Source organism: Ruegeria sp. CH8, assembly GCF_056536985.1.
In genome coordinates, this window is record NZ_JBQFQR010000012.1 from 31,355 (window position 1) to 50,537 (window position 19,183).

Sequence of the window (19,183 nt, forward strand, 5' to 3'; positions counted from 1 at the left end):
TGTAAACGGCAAAAATCCGCTTGAAACAGCCTGAAACAAGCGATTCCGGCGAGAACCCCATGGCAGGCGATAACGATAACTTGAATCCACGCGCCGCGCGTGACCATGGCGGAGGGCTGGACGGGGCCATCGCCAGCTATGGCGGAACCCGCACGGAGTGGATGGACCTCTCCACCGGTATCAACCCGCACCCCTATGAGGTCTCAGACCTGACCCAATCAGACTGGACTGAACTGCCCGATCATGGCGCGTTTGAGCACCTGGCTGAGGCCGCGCGCCGGTTCTGGTCCGTCCCGGAAGGTGCCGCGATCCTGCCCGCGCCCGGCGCCTCGGCCGTGATCGCGCGCATTCCTGCGCTGGCAGAACAAGGCCGGGTACAGATCACGACGCCCACGTACAACGAACACGCCGCCGCCTTTGCTGCACAGGGTTGGACCGTTCAGCCCAATGGCCCGGTCGAGGCCCGCGTCTTCGTGCACCCGAACAACCCCGACGGTCGGATTTGGACCGAGGCGGACGCGAATGCCCCCCTGACCGTGATTGATGAGAGCTTTTGTGATGTCAGCCCCGAGGTATCGCTGATCCAACTGGCCGCCCGGCCCGGCTTGATCGTGCTGAAGAGCTTCGGAAAATTCTGGGGACTGGCCGGGCTACGGTTGGGCTTTGCCATCGGTCAGCCCGACCTGATCGCGCGGCTGAACGACCTGACCGGTCCATGGGCCGTGTCCGGCCCCGCACTGCGGATTGGAACACGCGCATTGCAGGACGTCGAATGGGCGAACGGCACCCGCCAACGGCTAGCCGCCGAGACCGCCCGTCTGGACGATCTGATGACCACCAAAGGCGCGACCCTTGTGGGCGGCACCACCCTTTTCCGCCTGTACGAAGTTGACAGCGCCGCCGTCTGGCAAGACCGCCTGGCCCGCGCCCATATCTGGAGCCGCATCTTCCCCTACTCCAAAACCTACCTGCGGCTTGGCCTGCCCCCCGCAGACGGTTGGAGCAGGTTGGAGGCCGCATTGTGAGCACAGCCTTCCTGCTGGTCTGCGCGATGTGTCTGGACGCCGCCTTGGGTGAGCCGGACTGGCTGTGGTCGCGGGTGAAACACCCGGCGGTGTTGATGGGCAACGTCATCGGCTGGCTGGATAGGCGTCTGAACCATGGGGCGCAGCGGCAGCTGAAAGGGGTCGGTGTGGTAGTCCTGCTGGTTTGCGGTGCGCTGATCCTCGGGCAACTGCTGGCCCTGTTGGGACCGGTGGTAGAGGTCATCCTCTGCGCCATCCTACTGGCCCAGAAATCTCTGGTGACCCATGTGCGGGATGTGGGCGACGGGTTGCGCGCCTCGCTTGCCGAAGGGCGCGCTAAGGTCGCCATGATTGTCTCACGCGACACGCGGGACATGTCCGAGGCGCAGGTGGCCCGGTCCGCAATCGAAAGCGCCGCAGAAAACCTCAGCGACGGGGTCATTGCGCCTGCCTTTTGGTTTCTGGTCGCCGGTTTGCCGGGCTTGCTGATCTACAAGGCGGTCAACACCGCAGACAGCATGATCGGTTACCGCACCGAAAAATATCGCGACTTCGGCTGGGCCGCCGCCCGTCTGGACGATGTGCTGAACCTGATCCCTGCCCGCCTGACCTGTGTGATGATCGTGGCGTTGTCGGGCCAATGGGCACGCTGGCCCGACATGGTGGCAGATGCGCGCCGCCATATCTCACCCAACGCCGGATGGCCTGAAGCCGCCATGGCCCGCGCCCTGAACGTCGCCCTTGCCGGCCCGCGCAGCTATGACGGGCAGATCCGCGATCTGGCGTGGGTCAACGGCGATGCTCCGCGCAAAATCGGTGCGCCAGAGGTTTTTCGCGCATGTGACATGCTATGGAAGGTCTGGGGGCTTGCGCTTGGCCTCGTGTCGGTGTGGGTTGGGCTCAGCTTTATTCTCTGACGGAGCCTCCATGCGCTTTCTCTCTGGCCTTGTTGCCGCCGCCCTGTTCGCCTCGCCCGCTCTGGCCCAATGCGGTGGCGGGTTCAATGCCTTCGTCAAAGGGCTAAAGGCCGAAGCCGTCCAGCAGGGCTTCGACAAATCCACCGTCAATGCGTTTTTCAAGGGCGTGCAGCAGGACGGAGCGGTTCTGAAAGCCGACCGCGCGCAGGGTGTGTTCCAGAAACCGTTCATAGATTTTTCACGCCATCTGATCTCACAAAACCGCATCGAGCGCGGGCAGGCCATGTCGCGCAAATACGACGCTGTGTTCGACCGGATCGAGGCCGAATACGGCGTCTCGCGCGGGGTTCTTCTGGCCTTCTGGGCGTTCGAGACCGACTACGGCGCGTTTCAGGGCGATTTTAACACCCGCAACGCGCTGGTGACCTTGGCGCATGACTGCCGCCGCCCCGAACTGTTCCGCCCGCAGATCTTCGCCGCGATTGAGCTGTACCAACAGGGCGATTTCGACCCAGCCCGCACCACCGGCGCCTGGGCAGGTGAGATCGGCATGGTTCAGATGCTGCCCCGTGATATTCTGGAAAACGGCGTCGATGGCGATGGCGATGGCAAGGTCTCGCTGAAAACCTCAGCGCCGGATGCGCTGATGTCGGGCGCCAAAATGCTGTCGCATCTGGGCTGGCAGCCCGGTCAGCCCTGGCTGCAAGAGGTCACGGTGCCCGCGCAAATGGACTGGTCGCTGTCCGGCCCCGGCAAACCGCGCCCGGTGTCCGAATGGCAGGCCATGGGCGTGCAAGCCCGCAACGGGTCGCTGGCCAACTTACCCGCCTCTCTGATCCTGCCGCAGGGGCACAACGGTCCGGCCTTTCTGGCCTATCCCAATTTCGACGTCTATTTCGAATGGAACCAGAGCTTTGTCTACGTCCTGACCGCCGCTTATTTTGGCACACGGCTTGAGGGTGCGCAGATTTACGACGCAGGCAATCCGGCACAGGGCTTGTCCGGCGGGCAGATGAAGCAGCTACAGACCAAACTGCAAGCACGCAGGCATGACGTTGGCAAAATCGATGGCATTCTTGGAGCTGGGACGCGTGCGGCAGTTCAGGCGGAGCAGGCGCGGTTGGGGCTTCCTGCAGATGCGTGGCCGACGGTGGAGTTGTTGGAGCGATTGTGATGCAATGTCGGTCTTGGAGCCCGAAGCGGTCGGTGCGAGACTGAAGATCTAGTGCCGCAGTATACTTCCGGTTTGATCCGCGAGCTTCCCAAAGAAATATGAGCAGCGGTTGAGCACAAAACAATTCACCGAGCAGAAGTGTCGCTGGCCTTCGGAAACTTGATATGAGAGCTAAAAGATATATCATTCGAACATCAATATATCCTGCTTGGTGAGAGCGTTTAATTGGCGTCCTTAGACTTCACATCTTCGTTTATTTACGACGAGGCCGGAAACAGCTCGAACTACAAGCAGGGCTCTTTTGACTCAACAGACGGAGTTCTCACCGATAGCAACGCAAACGATGTCTTCGAGTTCGGGGAGCCAATCCTTGAAAACGGAGTTACTATTGGCACTTTCAATGGCACGTTCACAAACGGCACTAGCACTTGGATAGTGGTAGAGACCATTCCAAGTACTGGGCCCAGTACGGGTCAATGGAAGGTTTTCACTCCTGAAGGAGTAGTGGACGTTCCGCCGGATACAATCAAGGAAGGTGACCTTGACCGGGGCGATTACATCATACCGTGCTTTGTATCGGGAACGCTTATTCAAACCGACACAAAAAAACGGCCAATTGAGGTTCTACAAGCAGGTGATTTGGTCCAAACAATGGATCACGGTTTTCAACCAATTCGATGGATCGGTTCGCGAAAACTCACTGCCGTTGATTTAAGGTTGAATCCAAAACTACGGCCGATTTGCATTCGAGCGGGCGCATTGGGCAAGAACGAACCGTCAAGAGATCTGGTGGTGTCCCCACAGCATCGCATGTTAATTTGTGGATGGCGGGCAGAACTCTTTTTCGGTCAGCAATGTGTTCTTGCAGCAGCAAAGCACCTTTTGAATTGCGATACGATCTATCAGTACCCCGCGACCGAAGTAGAATATTTTCACATATTGTTTGAAGAACACGAGATCATCTTAGCCGAAGATGCACTTTCGGAGAGTTTCCACCCTGGGCACTACTTGATCAATAGGCTGGAAAAGGACACACGGGGCGAGATTTTAGAGATTTTTCCGGAGTTGCTAAACAAAGTTGGAGATTACGGTCCGACAGCACGGCCATCGCTCAAGCGATTTGAGTGCACGCTATTACAAGCTGTGAGAAATCTAGAGTAGTAACTCTCAAGGAATCCAACTTTACAATTGTGACGCTAACTGTCTCAGCTGCAATCATAGCTCGATAATAATCTAATGTTGTGAAGGCGGAGACCCAGATTGCCGCCGGAGATCGTCAAGTTAAGCGGCCTCGGGCCACTCCCAAACTAGTCCCAGAGTTTGCCGTTTTATGCAGGGGGTTTTGGTAAGCATGGTCGGCTTTGTCCGCACAGCGGCCATTGGATGACACGAATAGCGGCGCACTTTCACTTCACTCCGGCCTGACCGGATAGCGATCCCCCTTCTCATCAATCAGGATCAACCTCTCCCCACTGCGCACATATAAATCACACCGGCTGAACCCGTTGCGATAGGCGATGCAGACGCTGCCATCCTCGGCGATGGAGTACGTGCCAAAGGCCGCGTCTCCGCTGGCGTAGGTATAGGAATAGGCGCCTCCGGCCGAGAAAGAAGCCTGGCCGTCATCGTAAAAGGTGAACGTCTGGCCCGCCAGAGCGTTCAGTTCCTCGGGGGACAGTGGCACATCTCCGGGTTTGGTAGGCCACTCGGTGGCGATGGCTGGGCTGGCGGTCAGCAGGGCGAGGATCAGAAATCGGGTCATGCGGCCAGCTTACCCTGTGGGGTCGCCAGATGGTCATAACGTTGCAGTGAGCGGTCAGGCGACCATCTGCTCGGCCTTTTTCAGGTCGACCGAGACCAGTTGACTGACGCCTTGCTCCTGCATGGTCACGCCGAACAGCCGGTCCATCCGCGCCATGGTCACCGCATGGTGGGTGATGATCAGGAACCGCGTGTCGGTCTGGCGGCACATCTCGTCCAGCAGGTCGCAGAAGCGGGTCACGTTGGCGTCGTCCAGCGGCGCGTCGACCTCGTCCAGCACACAGATCGGGGCCGGATTGGCGAGGAAGACGCCAAAGATCAGTGCGGTAGCAGTCAGGGTCTGTTCGCCGCCCGATAACAGACTGAGAGTCGAGAGTTTCTTGCCCGGCGGTTGGCACATGATCTCAAGCCCGGCGTCCAGCGGATCATCGCTTTCAACCATGACCAGATTGGCCTCACCACCACCAAACAGGTGTTTGAACAACATGGCGAAGTTCGAGTTCACCTGTTCGAACGCGGTCAGCAGACGCTCGCGCCCTTCGCGGTTGAGGCTGGCGATGCCGCTGCGCAGGGCTTTGATCGCCTCTTCCAGATCAGCCTTTTCAGAGTTCAGCGTGTCGAACTCTTCCTGAACTTCTTTACTGTCCTCTTCGGCCCTCAGGTTAACCGCGCCCATGGCGTCGCGCTGACGTTTGTGGCGATTCACTTCGGCCTCTAACGCATCTGCAGCGGGCATCTGATCCGGGTTCACGTCCAGTTGATTCAGCAACTGGTTCGGCGTCAGTTGCTGATCCTCGGCGATGCGCTCGGCCGCAGCGGTGACACTTTCCTTGGCCGCATCACACCGCGCCTCAGCCGCAGCCCGGGACTCACGCGCCTCGGAGGCCAGACGTTCCGCATCCCGCTCGGCCAACACGACCTCGCGCTGTTGGGTTTCGGCCTCGGACAGCTTGTCGGCTGCCTCGGCCCGACGGGTTTCGGCGGCCTCAATCAACTCGTTCAGCTCTTCCCGCGCCTCGGCAATCTCGGCAGGGGCAGCCATGGCCTCGGACAGCTCTTCTTCCGAGCTTTCCTTGCGTTCCGCCAATTCGGAAATCCGTTTCTCGGCCGTTTCCAGACGGTGCTTCCAGCCGCTGAGGTCTTTGGTCACCTCTTGCGTGCGGCGGGTCCGCGCCTCGCCCTCGCGGCGCAGCTCGTCATGGGTCGAGCGGTGGGTCAGCATGGTGATCCGCGCCGCCTCAACCGTCTGTTTGATATCCTCAACCTGCGCGCGGGCGCTGTCGAGGTCGCCCAGCCCATTCAGTGCTCCTTCGGCCTCACGCAGTTGCGCGCGGGCAGACATGGCGTCTTCCTTGTGGCGGTCGACGGCAAGGGTTAGGGTTTCCAGCTTGCCTTGCGCCAGATTTCGGTCCGCCTCGGCCCGGCTGAGCTGACGCGCGGTTTCGGCCATGCGCTGATCAGCAGCACGGCGAGCCTCACGCGCACGGCGGTCGGCTTCGGTCACGTCCGCCAGTTGCTGCGACAGTGCTTCGTGCGCCGCGCGGGCACCATCGGCCTGAGCCTCGGTCCGGGCCAGTTCCTGTTTCAGCGCTTCCAGTTTGTTGAGCTGTTCCAAACGCAGGGCCGCCGCACTGGGCGCATCCTCTGCCCAGGCACGGAACCCGTCCCAGCGCCATAGATCACCTGAGCGCGACACCAACCGCTGGCCAGGCTTCAACGACGCCTGCAAACGTCCGCCCTGATCTGCATCCACCAGACCGATCTGCGCGATGCGGCGGCTTAGCCGGTCCGGCCCTGAAACATGCAAGGCCAGCGGTTCGGCCCCGTCCGGCAACGGCTGATCGGCGTCGTAACCCGCAACCTGCACCCAGCCCGAGGGCCCATCGCCTTCGACCAGTGGCGCACGCAGATCGTCAGCCAGAGCAGCCCCAAGTGCCTTTTCATAGCCCGGAGCCACACGCAGCAGGTCCAGCACCTGCCCGCCTTCAGCGGTATCACGTTCAACCAGCTTGGACAGAGCCGTCGTTTCAGCCCGGATAGCACCCAGCTCACCCTCGGCCTCGGACCGCTGTGCGCGGGCTTCGGCTTCACGAGCCTGCGTGTCGTTGCGCAACTCATCGGCAGCGGCCAGCGCTTCTTCGGCTGCTTCGGCGGCTTCACGCGCCTCTTCCTCACCCTCTTGTGCCGTCTCGAATGCTTCACCGGCAAGGGTCAGCGCCTCGCGCGCCTCGTCCACGGCTCCACGCGCTTTTTCCTCTTCAGCCTCGGACCGTGCCAACGTCTTGCGGCTGTCCTCGACCAGACGTTGCGCCGACTGGTGACGGGCAACCAGACGCGCCATATCCTCGGTTTGCTGGGAGAGATGATCTTCACGGTCCTGAAGCACCGCAGCTGCTTCGCGAGCAATCTCGGCGGCCTCAGCAACCTTGTCATCGTGCCCCTCGGCAGCCTTTGCCAGCTCGCGCGCCTCCCACTCCAAACGCTCGATCATCTGGCCCGCGTCACGGTTAAGACCAGTCTCGCGTTCGATATCGTTGCCCAGTTGCTGAATCCGGTTGGTCAGCGTTTCGATGGTCTGGCGGGCGCGGGTTTCCTGATCCGACAGTTGGTCGCGTTGCACCTGCTGGCGTTGCAGGACGGCAGCCGCGATGGCCTCTTCCTCGCGCAGCGGTGGCAGCGTCTCTTCGATCTCGGCCCGCTTGGTGGCGGCAGCACGGGCTTCCGCCTCGGCGCGGGACGCTTCGGTGATGCGCTCACGCAGTTTTTCTTCTGCCTGCTGACGGGCCATGTCAGCCTCTTTCCAGCGGCGATAGAGCAGCATCCCTTCGGCCTGCCGCAATTGTTCACCAATCTCGCGGTAGCGCGCGGCCTGTCGGGCCTGACGCGCCAGCTGCGCCAGTTGCCCGCCCAACTGTTCTAAAACGTCATCCACACGGGTCAGGTTGGACTCGGTGCCCTTCAGCTTTAGCTCGGCTTCGTGACGGCGCTGATAAAGGCCCGAAATCCCGGCAGCTTCTTCCAGAATACGGCGACGGGCGCGGGGTTTGGCGTTGATCAGCTCGGCAATGCGGTTCTGCCCCACCAGCGCGGGCGAATGCGCCCCGGTCGAGGCGTCCGCGAACAGCATCTGCACATCGCGGGCGCGCACATCCTTGCCGTTGGTTTTATAAGCACTGCCCACGTCACGCGTGATACGCCGCACAATTTCCAGCTGATCCGAGTCATTGAACCCCGAGGGTGCCAACCGCTCCGAGTTGTCCATAGTCAGGACCACTTCGGCAAAATTGCGGGCGGGACGCGTGGCGGCCCCGGCAAAGATCACATCCTCCATCGCTCCGCCCCTCATGGATTTGGGGCGGTTTTCACCCATCACCCAGCGCAAGGCTTCCAGAAGATTGGACTTGCCGCAGCCATTCGGCCCCACCACACCGGTCAACCCGTCCGCGATGATCAGATCGGTCGGATCGACAAAGCTTTTGAAGCCGGTGAGTTTGAGTTTGCTGAAGCGCAAAGGCAATAAGTCCCGTGATTCCTATATCTGGAAGTCTGCGCAACGGATTGGGGTCGAGTCAACGGAGTTGCGCAGGATATGGGACATCAACCCGACTTATCCACAACATCTTGCCGAAATGCGCAGAAATACGCGTATCTCAGTAGGGAGTGCACTCAAAAACCTGATAGCCGTTCCCGTTGTCGATGTTCTCATAGATGCCGTAGTCGATGCATTCGTAGTTTGGGGTCGATACCGCGGTCAGCAGCAACCGCTCCCCCGCCTCGCGGTCACAACCCAGCACACCAACGGTCACCGCCGCATCGCCCAGCACATCCAGAATCGGACAGCCCGAAACCTGCGCCATGGCCAGCCCGGCGCGGTCGCGGATAGGCCCCAGACGCGGGGCGTATTGGATGTTAACCCGCACCGCCTCGGCCAGTTCCCCACGCACGCGCACATCAAAAACGCTGCCATTCACCGAGATACGGGTGGCAGGCACATCGCGAAAGTATGGCGTGCCGGCCGAACAGGCGGCCAGCACGAGGAGGGACAGATACCGGATCATGCACCCATACCTGCCGCAATATGGTTAACAGAACCTTTCCCGGATCAGGCGCGCAGAACGTCCCCCAGCCGACGGATACCCTGGCGGATCGTATCCTCATCCGAGTTCGAGAAACTCAGCCGGATCGTGTTGGCCCCGGACCCGTCCGGAAAAAAAGCCTGACCGGGGACAAAGGCCACCTTTACCGTCTCAAGTGCACGCGCCAGCAGGTCGGCCCCGACCATGCCTTTGGGTAGCGTCACCCAGATGAACATGCCCCCCTCGGGCCTGGTCCACTCGACCCCGTCCGGCATGTGCTGTTGCAACGCCTCCAGCATTGCGTCGCGACGCGCACCATAGACCCGGCGCAACATCGGGATATGCGTGTCAAAACTGGCCCGTGCCACATCGTTGATGGCCATCTGATTGATTGTTGCCGAATGCAGATCGGCCGCCTGTTTCATCAGCACCAGCTGCGAGATCACCGGTTTAGCCGCCACGACCCACCCGACACGCAGTCCCGGAGACAGCGTTTTCGAGAAACTACCGCAATAGATCGTCCGGCAGTTTTCAATCGACCCCTTGCGCGCCAATTCCAGTGCCAGAACCGGGGGGATCGCCTCTCCGTCATAGCGCAGGGCTTGATAGGCACCGTCCTCGATGATCGCGCAGTTCAGGTCTTCGGCCAAATCCAGCAGGTTTTCGCGCCCCCGCAAGTCAACGGTCTCTCCGGTCGGGTTGGCGAAGTCCGGCGAGAGATAGGCAAACTTCACCGCCCCCTCACCCGCCGCCGCCTTGTATTCCGCAGCGCCGCGGTTGCCGTTGATGCCGAGTCGATCAAAACGCGGCTCGTACGCGTTGAACGCCGCCAATGCGCCCAGATAGGTGGGCCAGCCAACCAGCGCGGTATCACCTGGCGACAGGTACAGCTTGCCCAGATAGTCCAGCGCCTGTTGCGAGCCGGAGGTTATCAGGATGTTGTCCAGCCCACATCCGATACCGATCTGACGCATGTGACCGACCAGCCATTCGCGCAGCGGCACATAGCCTTCGCTGACGGAATATTGTAGCGCCTGCGCCCGACTCTCTTGTCCCAACGCATTCTGAAACGCCATTGCAAAGCCATCCGCCGGGAACAGCGCCGGGTCGGGAATGCCGCCGGCAAAGGAAATGATCCCCGGCTGATCTAACAGTTTGAGCAATTCGCGAATCTCAGACGCCTTCATCCGGGACGCCCGCGTGGCAAAAAGGTCTTTCGTCGACATGGGTCTCCTCCTTTATGCCGGGCAGATTAGGCGTCACGCCATTAATGTCAATAGTTCTGACCTATTGTTGCAAAACAGGTGATCCGGTGTTCTTGAACCAACCCCGAATACGTGGTCATATGATTTGACCAATTTCCGGAACGCCCCATGCCCTTTCAGAAAATCCAGCCCGAAAAGCTGTCTATCGCGGTAGTAAAACAGATCGAGATGCTGATCCTGAGAGGCATCTTACGGCCCGGCGAACGGCTTCCAGCGGAACGTGAGCTGGCCGAGCGGCTGGGCGTATCGCGGCCCTCGCTGCGCGAAGCAATTTCGAACCTTCAGGATCAGGGGCTGCTGACTGCCAAAGCAGGGTCCGGCATCTATGTGGCTGAGGTTCTGGGATCGGCATTTTCCCCTGCCTTGGTCCGTTTGTTCGGCAGCCATGAAGAGGCCGTGTTCGATTACCTTTCGTTCCGAAAAGACCTGGAAGGTCTGGCGGCTGAACGCGCTGCGCGGCTGGGATCGGACAGCGATCTAAAGGTCGTGCAGGCGATCTTCGACAAGATGCAGGCTGCCCATGGGCGCAACGCCTCCGAGGATGAGGCTCAGCTGGACGCCCAGTTCCACATGGCCATCATCGAGGCCAGCCATAACGTGGTGATGCTGCACATGATGCGGTCGATGTATGAACTGTTGCAACAGGGCGTGTTCTATAACCGCCAGATCATGTTCCAGCAGCAAACCACACGCGGGGCCATTCTGGACCAGCACCGCGCCATCAACACCGCTCTGCAAGCCCGCGACCCCGAGGGTGCACGGGATGCGATTCACAAGCATCTCAGCTTTGTTCAGCGGTGCATGGAAGACCACCAGAAAGCCCAACGCAACAAAGCCATCGCGCAGCAACGGCTGCAGCACGAGACAGGTCAGACCTGATGTTCATCGGGCATTTACCGGGGGCCTACCTTGTCTTTCGAGCCGCCACGCTGAATGTCGGGAAAACGGTCTTTGCTGCGGCAATGCTCGGCGCGATAGCGCCGGATCTGGACATGCTTTGGTTCTATCTGATCGACGACCGGGCCTATCACCACCACGCTTACCTCACGCATCGACCGGCATTGTGGGCTGGTATCCTATTGCTGGGATTGATCACCGGGCTGCGCTGGCCACAGACGGGGCGCGTCGTGGCGTTCTTTGGGGCCGGAGGTCTGGTCCATATGGTGCTGGATTCCATTGTGGGGAAAATCATCTGGCTTTGGCCGTTTTCGGATTTTTCCCACCCGCTCGTGACCGTCGAGGCCACGCACTCGCACTGGATACTCTCCTTTCTCAACCATTGGACCTTCATGGTTGAGATCGGGATCACCGTGCTGGCTGCAATCGTGTTTTTCTCTGGCAGAAACAGGTCAGCCCACACCGGCTAAGGCCCACTTGGGACTATCGGCACAACCTGCGTGCTGTTCAGGCAAAACCCCAGCCCTAAAAATGGCAAACCCGGCAGAAGTCTGCCGGGTCGCTCAAAGTTTATACTTCGTCAGGCTTAGTGGAGTTTTGCGTCCACGTCAGCAATCGCCGAGTCGATCAGCTTGTTCGCCTGCGTCGCTGTCATCTGCTTGGCCAGAACCGCGTTTGCTGCAGAAACAGCTACGGTGATGGCCTGATCGCGGACTTCCTTCACTGCCGACGCTTCCGCCGATGCGATCTGATCCTGCGCAGCGGCCAGACGGCGTGCGATGGATTTCTCCAGATCTGCTTTGGCCTGCTCAGCAGCCAGAGCGGCATCGTCTTTCGCAGCAGCCACGATGGCATCTGCCTGCGTCTGCACTTCACGCTGCTTACGCTCGTATGAGGCCAGCAGGCTGCGCGCTTCTTCGTGCAGAGCGCGAGCTTCGTCCAGTTCGGACTTGATGCCAGCAGCACGGTTGTCCAGCGCGCCACCGATCAGACCGGGGACCTTGAAGTAGAACAGGACCGCGATGAAAACGATGAAGCCCAAAAGGACGACAAAGTCAGTATTGCCAAGCGAGAAGAACGGGCCGCTTGCAGCAAATGCCGGGCTGGCTGCGCCGACGGTCAGGATAAGAGCAAGAGTGTTCCGCATGTCACTTATCCTTTCATCTGCGCGTCAACGGCACCGTCGATGGCTTTGGCATCCGCCTCGCCGCCCAGTGCAGTAACCAGTTCAGCCGCCGTGTCCTTGGCAACCACTTGAATGCTTTCCAGCGCACCAGCACGGATTTCGGCAATTGCCTTTTCCGATTCAGCCGCCTTTGCAGCGATTTCCGCGTCCGCCTTGGCAATCGCGTCATCCAGACCAGCCTGGATTTCAGCACGGGCTTCGGCAGCGATACGCTGCGCTTCGGCACGGGCATCGGCCAGCGCCTTGTTGTAGGCCTCTTCGGCCTCGACCGCCTTGGCCTTTAGATCTTCGGCCGCAGCCAGGTCATTTGTAATGGTCCCCTGACGTTCAGCCAGGATTGCCGCGATGCGGGGCAGAGCCACGCGAGACAGGACCAGAAAGATGACGACCAGCGTGATGACCAGCCAGAAAATCTGGTTGGGGAACCAATCGAAGCAGAGCTGCGGCATCCCGATGGCAGAGCCATGCGAGTCGACGCACGCGCCTACTACTTCTTCGCTAATGGGTTCAGTCGCCATGATGTCCTCCGTCGGAACGTTGTCTTTACAACAGGTGGGCCGCTATGGCTTGGACCCACCTGCGCGTAAGGATCAGGTTCCGCAGATTAGACGGCGAACATCAGCAGCAGCGAGACCAGGAATGCGAAGATGCCCAGCGCTTCTGCGAATGCGATACCGATGAAGAGGGTTGCGGTCTGCGAAGCAGCCGCCGAAGGGTTGCGCAAGGCGCCGGCCAGGAAGTTGCCTGCTACGTTGCCCACCCCGATTGCGGCTGCGCCGGAACCGATTGCTGCCAGGCCTGCGCCGATGTGTGCGAGATCGCCTTCCATGATGTATCTCCTTACGAATTGGAAGTTTCGATGTTGGGGTATCGGACCTTAGTGCGAAGGATGCAGCGCATCTTTCAGATAAACACAGGTCAGAATGGTGAATACGTAGGCCTGGATAAAGGCCACCAGGACCTCAAGACCGTACATTGCGGTGATCGCCAGAACGGACACGGGCGAGATCACGGCGACCGCAGCGAAGCCTGCGAAAACCTTGATAACCGCGTGGCCAGCCATGACGTTACCGGCAAGACGAATGGAGTGGCTGACGGGACGTACGAAGTACGAGATCAGCTCGATAATCGCCAGGATCGGGCGCAACGCCAGAGGCGCGCTGGACACCCAGAACAGACCCAGGAACGCGGCACCGTTCTTGACGAAACCCAGAATGGTCACAGTCAGGAACACTGCCAGCGCCAACGGGATGGTGACCGCAAAGTGCGACGTGGTGGTGAACGACGTCGGGATCAGGCCCAGGAAGTTCGCGCTGACGATGAACATGAACAGGGTCATGACATAGGGGAAGAACTTGACGCCGTCCTTGCCGCAGATGTCTTCCAGCATCTTGTAGATAAAGCCGTAGGTCAGTTCCGCGACCGACTGCATCCGGCTGGGTACGATCGCGCGCTTGGACGTGGGCAGAATCAGCAGAGCAGCCACAGCCAGCACCGCGAAGAACAGCCACAGGGTCACGTTGGTAACCGTGAACATTCCCACTGCACCGTCGCCGAACAACGGCTTGACGATGAACTGGTCCATCGGGTGGAATACCAGGCTGCTGCCTTCTGCTGCGGTGGTCTCAGTTGCCACGTTCAGTCCCTCTCGTCCTTCTCGGCAGCCGTCGCTGCCGTTTGTTTCTCTTGAGCCTCTTTCGCGCTTCGGAGCATAACCTTCACGCCCGCGACAAGGCCCAGCAATGTGAACAGCACCAGAAAGATCGGGATCGTCCCGAGCAGGCTGTCCAGCCCGTATCCGATGCCAAATCCGATCCCAAGACCGGATACCATTTCGATGACCATCCTCCAGGCAAGCTCGCCACCCGAGACGTCAGCGTCTGCGCGGGGCTTCGGCTCTTTGGCCTTTTTCGCCGCCTCGATCTTGGCCTCCAGCTGCGCCATACGCTGCTTTTGGTCGTCATCGGTCACGGGCGTTTCCCTCGTACAGTCTTGGGCATGGTGCTAAGGGGCGACGGGCGCAGAGTCAACGGCGTTGAGCGCTCGAATTGCCGCATGTTAATGCATTGTTATTTATATATTTTTCTCCAACGGAGATGCGGAAATGCAGCGCCTCGCCCCTTCGCCACAGTTCAAATGCATTGAATCTGCATATTCAACCAAATGGTTGACCAAACCCGGGCGCTGTGGTTCAGCGGAAGCATGTCCAATGATCTCGACACTGTATTCGCGGCCCTTGCCGACCCCACCCGCCGCGCCATTCTGGCGATGCTGCTTGAGGATGACATGGCCGTTACCGATGTGGCCGAGCCGTTTGAGATGTCGCTTGCCGCGATCTCGAAACATCTGGTCATCCTGACCAAGGCCGGGCTGATCAGTCAGGAAAAGCGAGGCCGGGTAAAATGGTGCAAGCTCGAACCCGATGCCCTACGTGCAGCGTCGGTTTGGATGCAGGGGTTCGGGCAGTTCGAACCGATCAATCTGGATGCGTTCGAGCGGTTTTTGGAAGTTGAACTGCCCGCCGCTGAAGACTAAAGGCCTGTTTCACCGCACGACGAGGACCGAGACCTTGGCGTGTTTGGCCAGGTACCCCGCATGGCTTGAAAAGATATAGTCGGTGATCCGCGGTGCGTGGGTGCCCACAACGATCAGGTCGGCGCCGATCTCCTCGGCGGTGCGTGTCAGGTCACCATCGACCTCGACCGCAACATCGACCGAGTGGATATTTCGGCTGTCCACTTGGGCACCACTGTCCGTTGCCACTTGTTCCGCGAAGGCGGTCAACATCTGATTGGTTGTCGCGTCAGTCTGCACCGGATCCCCGGGTTGCGTGCCGGTCACGCTGACAACCGTGATCCTGGCCCCCTGCCATTTGGCAATCTGCGTGGCGACCTCCTGCGCTTTTCGGACCTCGGGCGGCAAATGCAGATCGACGGGGAGCATAATGTGGTTGAACATGGTGCTTTCCTCCTTGCCCCTAGGGTAATTGGGAGAAAATGTTAACGCATTGACCTGCCTCAAGCATAGGCTGACAGAAAGACCTCTTACACGCCACTTTTGGAAAGGATGGCCATCGTCATTCAGGAAGGGGGGTCGCAGTACGGTGCTGATCTTCCGTTTTCAACAGCAGCACAAGCGCGACGACGGTCAGGATCGCCCCTACGACAACCAACAGCGGAGGCGGCGTCTGCCCCAACGCGATTTCCCACAGGATCACCCAGCTGGGCGTCAGGTAGGTATAGGCCATCACTTTGGCCGAGGGCAGCCGCAGCGTGGCGAACTGCACCAGAACAAAGCTGACTGCAGTGGCAAAGATCGAGACATAAAGCAGCCCCACCCAGACGATCAGTGGCAGGTTGACCCAATCGGTCGCCCGAATGTCGGACCAGCCGTAAAGCGTCAGCAGAACGCAGCCCGCGACCAGAGTGCCAAAGGTGAACACCACCGCCGGTTCGCCCCGGTTCAGCTTGCGCACCATCGGCGTATAGATCGCGTGCGCAACACAGCCCCACAAATAGATGATCTCACCACCGCCGATCTGGAACGCGGTGAAGGCCTGCCAGTCCGCGCGGAAAATGACCCAGAGCGCCCCCACGGCTCCCACGGTCAGGGCAAAGGCCATCCGGGACGTCGTGACCTGCCGCAGCAACACCCAGCCCGCCACCGCGGACATCACCGGGGTTAGCGTGAACACGGCGGCGGCACTGACCGGAGGTGCGGTCTTCAGGCCATGGAACATCAGAACGAAGTAGGTGGCAAACAACCCGCCCAGAACCAGATAGCGCCATGGGGCCTGCGCCGCGCTGCGCGGCAGGCCGGTGGTCAAAAGCGCCGCAAGCCCGATCACAACCGCAGCGATTAGAAAGCGGGCCGCCGTGATCGCCTCGGGCGCGATTTGATTGGCGACCAACGAGCCCAGCGAAAAGCTGCCCGCCACCAGGGCCGAGAACACAAGCATGGCCAAGTGACCCTGTGCCTGAGGGCTCACGCCAGCCAGCCTTTGGATTGTTCTTTCAGGTAGGTCAAAAAACTTTGAACCTTGGTCGTGCGATGCAGGTCCACATGAGTCACCAGCCAAAGATTCCCGAACCATTCCGGCAGCGGGTCGATCACCTCGATCAGATTGGAGTCCCGGCTTGCCTCCCATCGGGCCATGAACCCGATCCCGGCACCGGACAGAACCGCCTCGCGGATGCAGAAATTGTTAGTGCAGCGAAAGGTGATGTTTTCCGCCGGAACTGTCGCGCGCAGCCACCGGGAAAACGGCGCGCGACTGTTTTCGTCGTCCGTGCTGACAAATTGGTGGTTAGAGAAATCCTCAACACCCGCGGGCTTCCCATTTCGATCCACGTAATCCTTGCTGGCAAACAAGCCGACCTCTTGCGTGATAAAGGGCTGCACCACGTTGTCCGGCTGATCCGGGGCCGACCCCGCGCGAATAGCGACGTGTGCTTCTCCGTATTCCAAACGGAAAAGGCGGTCTCCGGTCAGGTAGCGCACGATCAGGCCTGGATGCAGCCGCTGAAACTCGCTGAGCACGGGCACCACCAGCGGCGCCAGTGAGGACAGAGATGTCACGACGAGCTCACCCGAGACGTCATCGCCACGCCCCTTCATCCGGCCGACCAGTTGGTTGAACTGATCCTCGGTCGCCTGTGCCACGCGCAGCAGGTCATCTCCGGCCTCGGTGGGCGTATAGCCGCGCGCATGCCGCTGGAACAGTTTGGTCCCCAACCGGGCCTCAATTGCATCGATGTGCCGGATCACGGTCGCATGGTGTACGCCCAGCACCTCGGCCGCACCACTGACGGTACCCATGCGGGCCACCTGATAGGCGGTTCTCACTTCGTCCCAATTGTCCACGGCGCCACCTTACTGTGCAAATTCCAACATCAACTGTTGATGTATCCGAGTTTTGTTCACGTACGCAACATCCATATTGGGACCAGACGAGAAATCCCTATCTACAAGGACCCAGTGAAATGACCAAAACTATCCTGCATATCGACGCCTCGGCCCGCCGCGAAGGCTCTGCCACCCGTGATTTGTCCGACCGCATCGTCAAGCATCTGGGCGCCGGGCGCATCATCCGCCGCGATCTGGCCAGCCCCCTGCCCCTGCTGACCGAAGACTGGATCACTGCTAACTTCACCCCCGCCGATCAGCGTGACGAGACCCAGCGCGATCAGCTGGCGCTGTCGGATACGCTGGTGAACGAACTGCAAGAGGCCGACACCATCGTCGTTGGCCTGCCGATCTACAACTTCTCGGTGCCTGCAGCGTTCAAAGCCTGGATCGATCTGGTGGCCCGCGCCGGCCTGACCTTTAGCTACACCGAAAACGGCCCAAAGGGATTGTTGGAAGGCAAACGCGCGGTTCTGGCCATTGCGTCGGGTGGTGTCCCCGTCGGGTCCGAGGTCGATTTCGCCACCAACTATGCCAAACATGTGCTTGGCTTTATCGGCATTCACGATGTGGACGTTGTTGCCGCCGACCAGATGGCTCTGGATGCCGAAACCACACTGGCCAAGGCACAGAAAGCCGTTCTGGAACTGGCAGCCTGATCAACTGCACCTTTAGAAGCCTGCGCGCCCAGCCTGCTTTTGCAACTGTTGGGCGCACTTATTATATGGTCTTGGATCAGGGCAGCCAGGCCACCTCACACCCGACCCGGTCAAAGAACGCCATCAGATCAGCGCGCGTCATCGCTACGGTGCGGTCATTGACCAGCGGGTGCATGTAGATGACATCGGCCTGCTGCGTCGCACCATCCATTAAGAACCGCACATCGTTCTGCACCCCGTTGATCATCGCCAGCGGGCTGACCGCTCCGGGCCGTATACCGAGGTTTTGCAACAACCGGTCTGCCGAACCGAAGGACAGGTTGCCCACACCTAGCTCTGCGCCCAGCGCCTTGAGGTCAATCTCGCGGCTTTGTTCCAGCGTCACCAGATAGTTCCGCTTTTTCTTGTCGCGTAGGTACAGGTTCTTCAGGCGCAGGGCGTTTTCGCCCGGAACCATGAATTGATCCTCAACCGACTTCGAATCTTCGACCGTGCGCAGCGGCACATGGGTATGTAGACGATAGGTCAGCCCCCAATCGTCCAATTGCGCCAGCAGCGCGTCCGAGCTAAGCGGTAGTGAGTCCTGAAAAGCGGATGATGCGTCCATGAGAACCTCCTGTTTGGCGCGCTCATTGCGCAACACGCGGACGAATTCAAGCCACGACAGTGCCAGAATTCAGTGTTAGCGTGCCGCAATGAAAGTAACGCGAAACACCCCAGATCAATTGATCCTGTCCAACACGCCATGGTTCATCGGCATCACGCTGGTGCTCTTTATCCTCTGTTTTGTTGGGGCTGGTTTGTTCATGGCCAGCGAGGGTGGTGAGGGCATATTGTTCGGCATCTTCTTTGCGGTCTTCGGCGGGGGGATGGGCTTTGGCGCATTCTGCGTCTTTGTGCGCCGGGTTCAGGTCATATTGGACCGCAACAGCAATAGCATCTTGATCCGTCGCCAATCCATCTTTGGATATGACACTGTAGAACATGAGCTGTCGAACCTGTCCCATGCCGAGGTGGAAACCACCACCTCAAGCCGCGACAGGACCACGTCCAAAATGCATCGTCCCGTTTTGATTCTGGAAAAGGGAATGAGCGCTGGGCGCCACCCGATTGTCGAAGCCTATGTCAGCGGGCACGGGGCGCAGCGGCTGGTGGATGCTGTCAATGACTGGCTTCCGGCGCTCAAGGTTGACTCTGACAGTCAATCCGCCTAAAGCCCCATCCAAACATCCGGAAGAGACGATCCTTCCGGTCCCTTGAGTCGTTCAGGGATCGCCCCCCACCAGCGAGTTTCGCCCGTGGGGGCAATTGTGTATTT

The 19,183-nt window shown here is 59.8% G+C and carries 22 protein-coding genes; 9 read left to right on the top strand and 13 right to left on the bottom strand.

Translation table 11 applies throughout. From position 1 onward, the window contains the following. The first annotated feature begins 59 nt into the window (after positions 1 to 59). The 4 genes from ACR0ER_RS14445 (at position 60) to ACR0ER_RS14460 (ending at position 4,277) form a co-directional block, all read left to right on the top strand. Positions 60 to 1,025, top strand: coding sequence for a threonine-phosphate decarboxylase (locus ACR0ER_RS14445; protein WP_480769543.1), 966 nt, complete (start codon positions 60 to 62; stop codon positions 1,023 to 1,025). Then, positions 1,022 to 1,942 (top strand): adenosylcobinamide-phosphate synthase CbiB, encoded by a 921-nt coding sequence (gene cbiB / locus ACR0ER_RS14450; protein ID WP_480769544.1) that lies wholly within the window; start codon positions 1,022 to 1,024, stop codon positions 1,940 to 1,942. Before ACR0ER_RS14445 ends, cbiB begins: the two co-directional genes overlap by 4 nt. Positions 1,943 to 1,952: 10 nt before the next feature. Continuing rightward, positions 1,953 to 3,116, top strand: a complete 1,164-nt coding sequence (locus ACR0ER_RS14455; protein WP_480769545.1) for a lytic murein transglycosylase — start codon at positions 1,953 to 1,955, stop codon at positions 3,114 to 3,116. 225 nt (positions 3,117 to 3,341) lie between these two features. Continuing rightward, a complete protein-coding gene (locus tag ACR0ER_RS14460; RefSeq protein ID WP_480769546.1) occupies positions 3,342 to 4,277 on the top strand; it encodes a Hint domain-containing protein in 936 nt (311 codons plus the stop codon). A 250-nt stretch (positions 4,278 to 4,527) separates the two neighbouring features. Here the strand turns inward: ACR0ER_RS14460 and ACR0ER_RS14465 are convergent, their stop codons facing one another. From ACR0ER_RS14465 to ACR0ER_RS14480, 4 genes are all read right to left on the bottom strand, one after another. Further along, positions 4,528 to 4,878: a hypothetical protein gene (locus tag ACR0ER_RS14465; RefSeq protein ID WP_480769547.1), complete on the bottom strand. Its 351-nt coding sequence runs from the start codon at positions 4,876 to 4,878 to the stop codon at positions 4,528 to 4,530. 54 nt (positions 4,879 to 4,932) lie between these two features. Continuing rightward, on the bottom strand, positions 4,933 to 8,388 hold the full coding sequence (locus tag ACR0ER_RS14470; protein WP_480769548.1) for a chromosome segregation SMC family protein: 3,456 nt from the start codon (positions 8,386 to 8,388) through the stop codon (positions 4,933 to 4,935). Between the two features lie 139 nt (positions 8,389 to 8,527). Then, positions 8,528 to 8,935, bottom strand: a complete 408-nt coding sequence (locus tag ACR0ER_RS14475; protein ID WP_480769549.1) for a hypothetical protein — start codon at positions 8,933 to 8,935, stop codon at positions 8,528 to 8,530. A gap of 44 nt (positions 8,936 to 8,979) precedes the next feature. Continuing rightward, on the bottom strand, positions 8,980 to 10,179 hold the full coding sequence (locus ACR0ER_RS14480; protein ID WP_480769550.1) for an aminotransferase-like domain-containing protein: 1,200 nt from the start codon (positions 10,177 to 10,179) through the stop codon (positions 8,980 to 8,982). Positions 10,180 to 10,326: 147 nt separating this feature from the next. Here ACR0ER_RS14480 and ACR0ER_RS14485 point away from each other — a divergent pair, with 147 nt between their 5' ends. Both ACR0ER_RS14485 and ACR0ER_RS14490 read left to right on the top strand, forming a co-directional pair. Further along, on the top strand, positions 10,327 to 11,097 hold the full coding sequence (locus tag ACR0ER_RS14485) for an FCD domain-containing protein (RefSeq protein ID WP_480769551.1): 771 nt from the start codon (positions 10,327 to 10,329) through the stop codon (positions 11,095 to 11,097). Next, positions 11,097 to 11,585 (top strand): metal-dependent hydrolase, encoded by a 489-nt coding sequence (locus tag ACR0ER_RS14490; RefSeq protein WP_480769552.1) that lies wholly within the window; start codon positions 11,097 to 11,099, stop codon positions 11,583 to 11,585. The genes ACR0ER_RS14485 and ACR0ER_RS14490 overlap by 1 nt, the downstream gene beginning before the upstream one ends. A gap of 116 nt (positions 11,586 to 11,701) precedes the next feature. Here ACR0ER_RS14490 and ACR0ER_RS14495 read toward each other — a convergent pair whose 3' ends face one another. The 5 genes from ACR0ER_RS14495 to ACR0ER_RS14515 form a co-directional block, all read right to left on the bottom strand. After that, on the bottom strand, positions 11,702 to 12,262 hold the full coding sequence (locus tag ACR0ER_RS14495; protein WP_170333783.1) for a F0F1 ATP synthase subunit B: 561 nt from the start codon (positions 12,260 to 12,262) through the stop codon (positions 11,702 to 11,704). A 5-nt stretch (positions 12,263 to 12,267) separates the two neighbouring features. Beyond that, a complete protein-coding gene (locus ACR0ER_RS14500; protein ID WP_480769553.1) occupies positions 12,268 to 12,819 on the bottom strand; it encodes a F0F1 ATP synthase subunit B' in 552 nt (183 codons plus the stop codon). Between the two features lie 86 nt (positions 12,820 to 12,905). Further along, positions 12,906 to 13,130, bottom strand: a complete 225-nt coding sequence (locus ACR0ER_RS14505; protein ID WP_005981269.1) for a F0F1 ATP synthase subunit C — start codon at positions 13,128 to 13,130, stop codon at positions 12,906 to 12,908. A 48-nt stretch (positions 13,131 to 13,178) separates the two neighbouring features. After that, complete coding sequence (locus ACR0ER_RS14510; RefSeq protein WP_480769554.1) at positions 13,179 to 13,937, bottom strand: F0F1 ATP synthase subunit A; 759 nt, start codon at positions 13,935 to 13,937, stop codon at positions 13,179 to 13,181. A gap of 2 nt (positions 13,938 to 13,939) precedes the next feature. After that, a complete protein-coding gene (locus ACR0ER_RS14515) occupies positions 13,940 to 14,272 on the bottom strand; it encodes an AtpZ/AtpI family protein (protein WP_170333789.1) in 333 nt (110 codons plus the stop codon). A gap of 231 nt (positions 14,273 to 14,503) precedes the next feature. Between ACR0ER_RS14515 and ACR0ER_RS14520 the strand changes: the two genes are divergently transcribed. Further along, entirely contained in the window at positions 14,504 to 14,836 is a 333-nt protein-coding gene (locus tag ACR0ER_RS14520) for an ArsR/SmtB family transcription factor (RefSeq protein ID WP_480769555.1), read from the top strand. A gap of 9 nt (positions 14,837 to 14,845) precedes the next feature. Here the strand turns inward: ACR0ER_RS14520 and ACR0ER_RS14525 are convergent, their stop codons facing one another. From ACR0ER_RS14525 to ACR0ER_RS14535, 3 genes are all read right to left on the bottom strand, one after another. After that, a complete protein-coding gene (locus tag ACR0ER_RS14525) occupies positions 14,846 to 15,259 on the bottom strand; it encodes a universal stress protein (RefSeq protein WP_480769556.1) in 414 nt (137 codons plus the stop codon). 118 nt (positions 15,260 to 15,377) lie between these two features. Continuing rightward, complete coding sequence (locus tag ACR0ER_RS14530; RefSeq protein WP_480769557.1) at positions 15,378 to 16,289, bottom strand: DMT family transporter; 912 nt, start codon at positions 16,287 to 16,289, stop codon at positions 15,378 to 15,380. After that, entirely contained in the window at positions 16,286 to 17,164 is an 879-nt protein-coding gene (locus ACR0ER_RS14535) for a LysR family transcriptional regulator (protein ID WP_480769558.1), read from the bottom strand. The genes ACR0ER_RS14530 and ACR0ER_RS14535 overlap by 4 nt, the downstream gene beginning before the upstream one ends. A 119-nt stretch (positions 17,165 to 17,283) precedes the next feature. Between ACR0ER_RS14535 and ACR0ER_RS14540 the strand changes: the two genes are divergently transcribed. Continuing rightward, complete coding sequence (locus ACR0ER_RS14540) at positions 17,284 to 17,865, top strand: FMN-dependent NADH-azoreductase (RefSeq protein ID WP_480769559.1); 582 nt, start codon at positions 17,284 to 17,286, stop codon at positions 17,863 to 17,865. 76 nt (positions 17,866 to 17,941) lie between these two features. Here the strand turns inward: ACR0ER_RS14540 and ACR0ER_RS14545 are convergent, their stop codons facing one another. Beyond that, the gene (locus ACR0ER_RS14545; protein WP_480769560.1) at positions 17,942 to 18,472 is read right to left on the bottom strand and encodes a prolyl-tRNA synthetase associated domain-containing protein; all 531 of its coding nucleotides are present in this window, start codon (positions 18,470 to 18,472) and stop codon (positions 17,942 to 17,944) included. Between the two features lie 88 nt (positions 18,473 to 18,560). On the opposite strand from ACR0ER_RS14545, the gene ACR0ER_RS14550 reads away from it, so the two are divergent. Beyond that, positions 18,561 to 19,079 (top strand): hypothetical protein, encoded by a 519-nt coding sequence (locus ACR0ER_RS14550; protein WP_170333802.1) that lies wholly within the window; start codon positions 18,561 to 18,563, stop codon positions 19,077 to 19,079. The last annotated feature ends 104 nt before the right edge of the window (positions 19,080 to 19,183 follow it).

Excerpts from the sequence above, each read along its gene's own strand:
- ACR0ER_RS14445 (WP_480769543.1), top strand. The coding sequence starts at position 60 with ATGGCAGGCGATAACGATAACTTGAATCCACGCGCCGCGCGTGACCAT.
- ACR0ER_RS14455 (WP_480769545.1), top strand. The coding sequence starts at position 1,953 with ATGCGCTTTCTCTCTGGCCTTGTTGCCGCCGCCCTGTTCGCCTCGCCC.
- ACR0ER_RS14465 (WP_480769547.1), bottom strand. The coding sequence starts at position 4,878 with ATGACCCGATTTCTGATCCTCGCCCTGCTGACCGCCAGCCCAGCCATC.
- ACR0ER_RS14475 (WP_480769549.1), bottom strand. The coding sequence starts at position 8,935 with ATGATCCGGTATCTGTCCCTCCTCGTGCTGGCCGCCTGTTCGGCCGGC.
- ACR0ER_RS14480 (WP_480769550.1), bottom strand. The coding sequence starts at position 10,179 with ATGTCGACGAAAGACCTTTTTGCCACGCGGGCGTCCCGGATGAAGGCG.
- ACR0ER_RS14485 (WP_480769551.1), top strand. The coding sequence starts at position 10,327 with ATGCCCTTTCAGAAAATCCAGCCCGAAAAGCTGTCTATCGCGGTAGTA.
- ACR0ER_RS14490 (WP_480769552.1), top strand. The coding sequence starts at position 11,097 with ATGTTCATCGGGCATTTACCGGGGGCCTACCTTGTCTTTCGAGCCGCC.
- ACR0ER_RS14495 (WP_170333783.1), bottom strand. The coding sequence starts at position 12,262 with ATGCGGAACACTCTTGCTCTTATCCTGACCGTCGGCGCAGCCAGCCCG.
- ACR0ER_RS14500 (WP_480769553.1), bottom strand. The coding sequence starts at position 12,819 with ATGGCGACTGAACCCATTAGCGAAGAAGTAGTAGGCGCGTGCGTCGAC.
- ACR0ER_RS14505 (WP_005981269.1), bottom strand. The coding sequence starts at position 13,130 with ATGGAAGGCGATCTCGCACACATCGGCGCAGGCCTGGCAGCAATCGGT.
- ACR0ER_RS14520 (WP_480769555.1), top strand. The coding sequence starts at position 14,504 with ATGTCCAATGATCTCGACACTGTATTCGCGGCCCTTGCCGACCCCACC.
- ACR0ER_RS14525 (WP_480769556.1), bottom strand. The coding sequence starts at position 15,259 with ATGTTCAACCACATTATGCTCCCCGTCGATCTGCATTTGCCGCCCGAG.
- ACR0ER_RS14540 (WP_480769559.1), top strand. The coding sequence starts at position 17,284 with ATGACCAAAACTATCCTGCATATCGACGCCTCGGCCCGCCGCGAAGGC.
- ACR0ER_RS14545 (WP_480769560.1), bottom strand. The coding sequence starts at position 18,472 with ATGGACGCATCATCCGCTTTTCAGGACTCACTACCGCTTAGCTCGGAC.
- ACR0ER_RS14550 (WP_170333802.1), top strand. The coding sequence starts at position 18,561 with ATGAAAGTAACGCGAAACACCCCAGATCAATTGATCCTGTCCAACACG.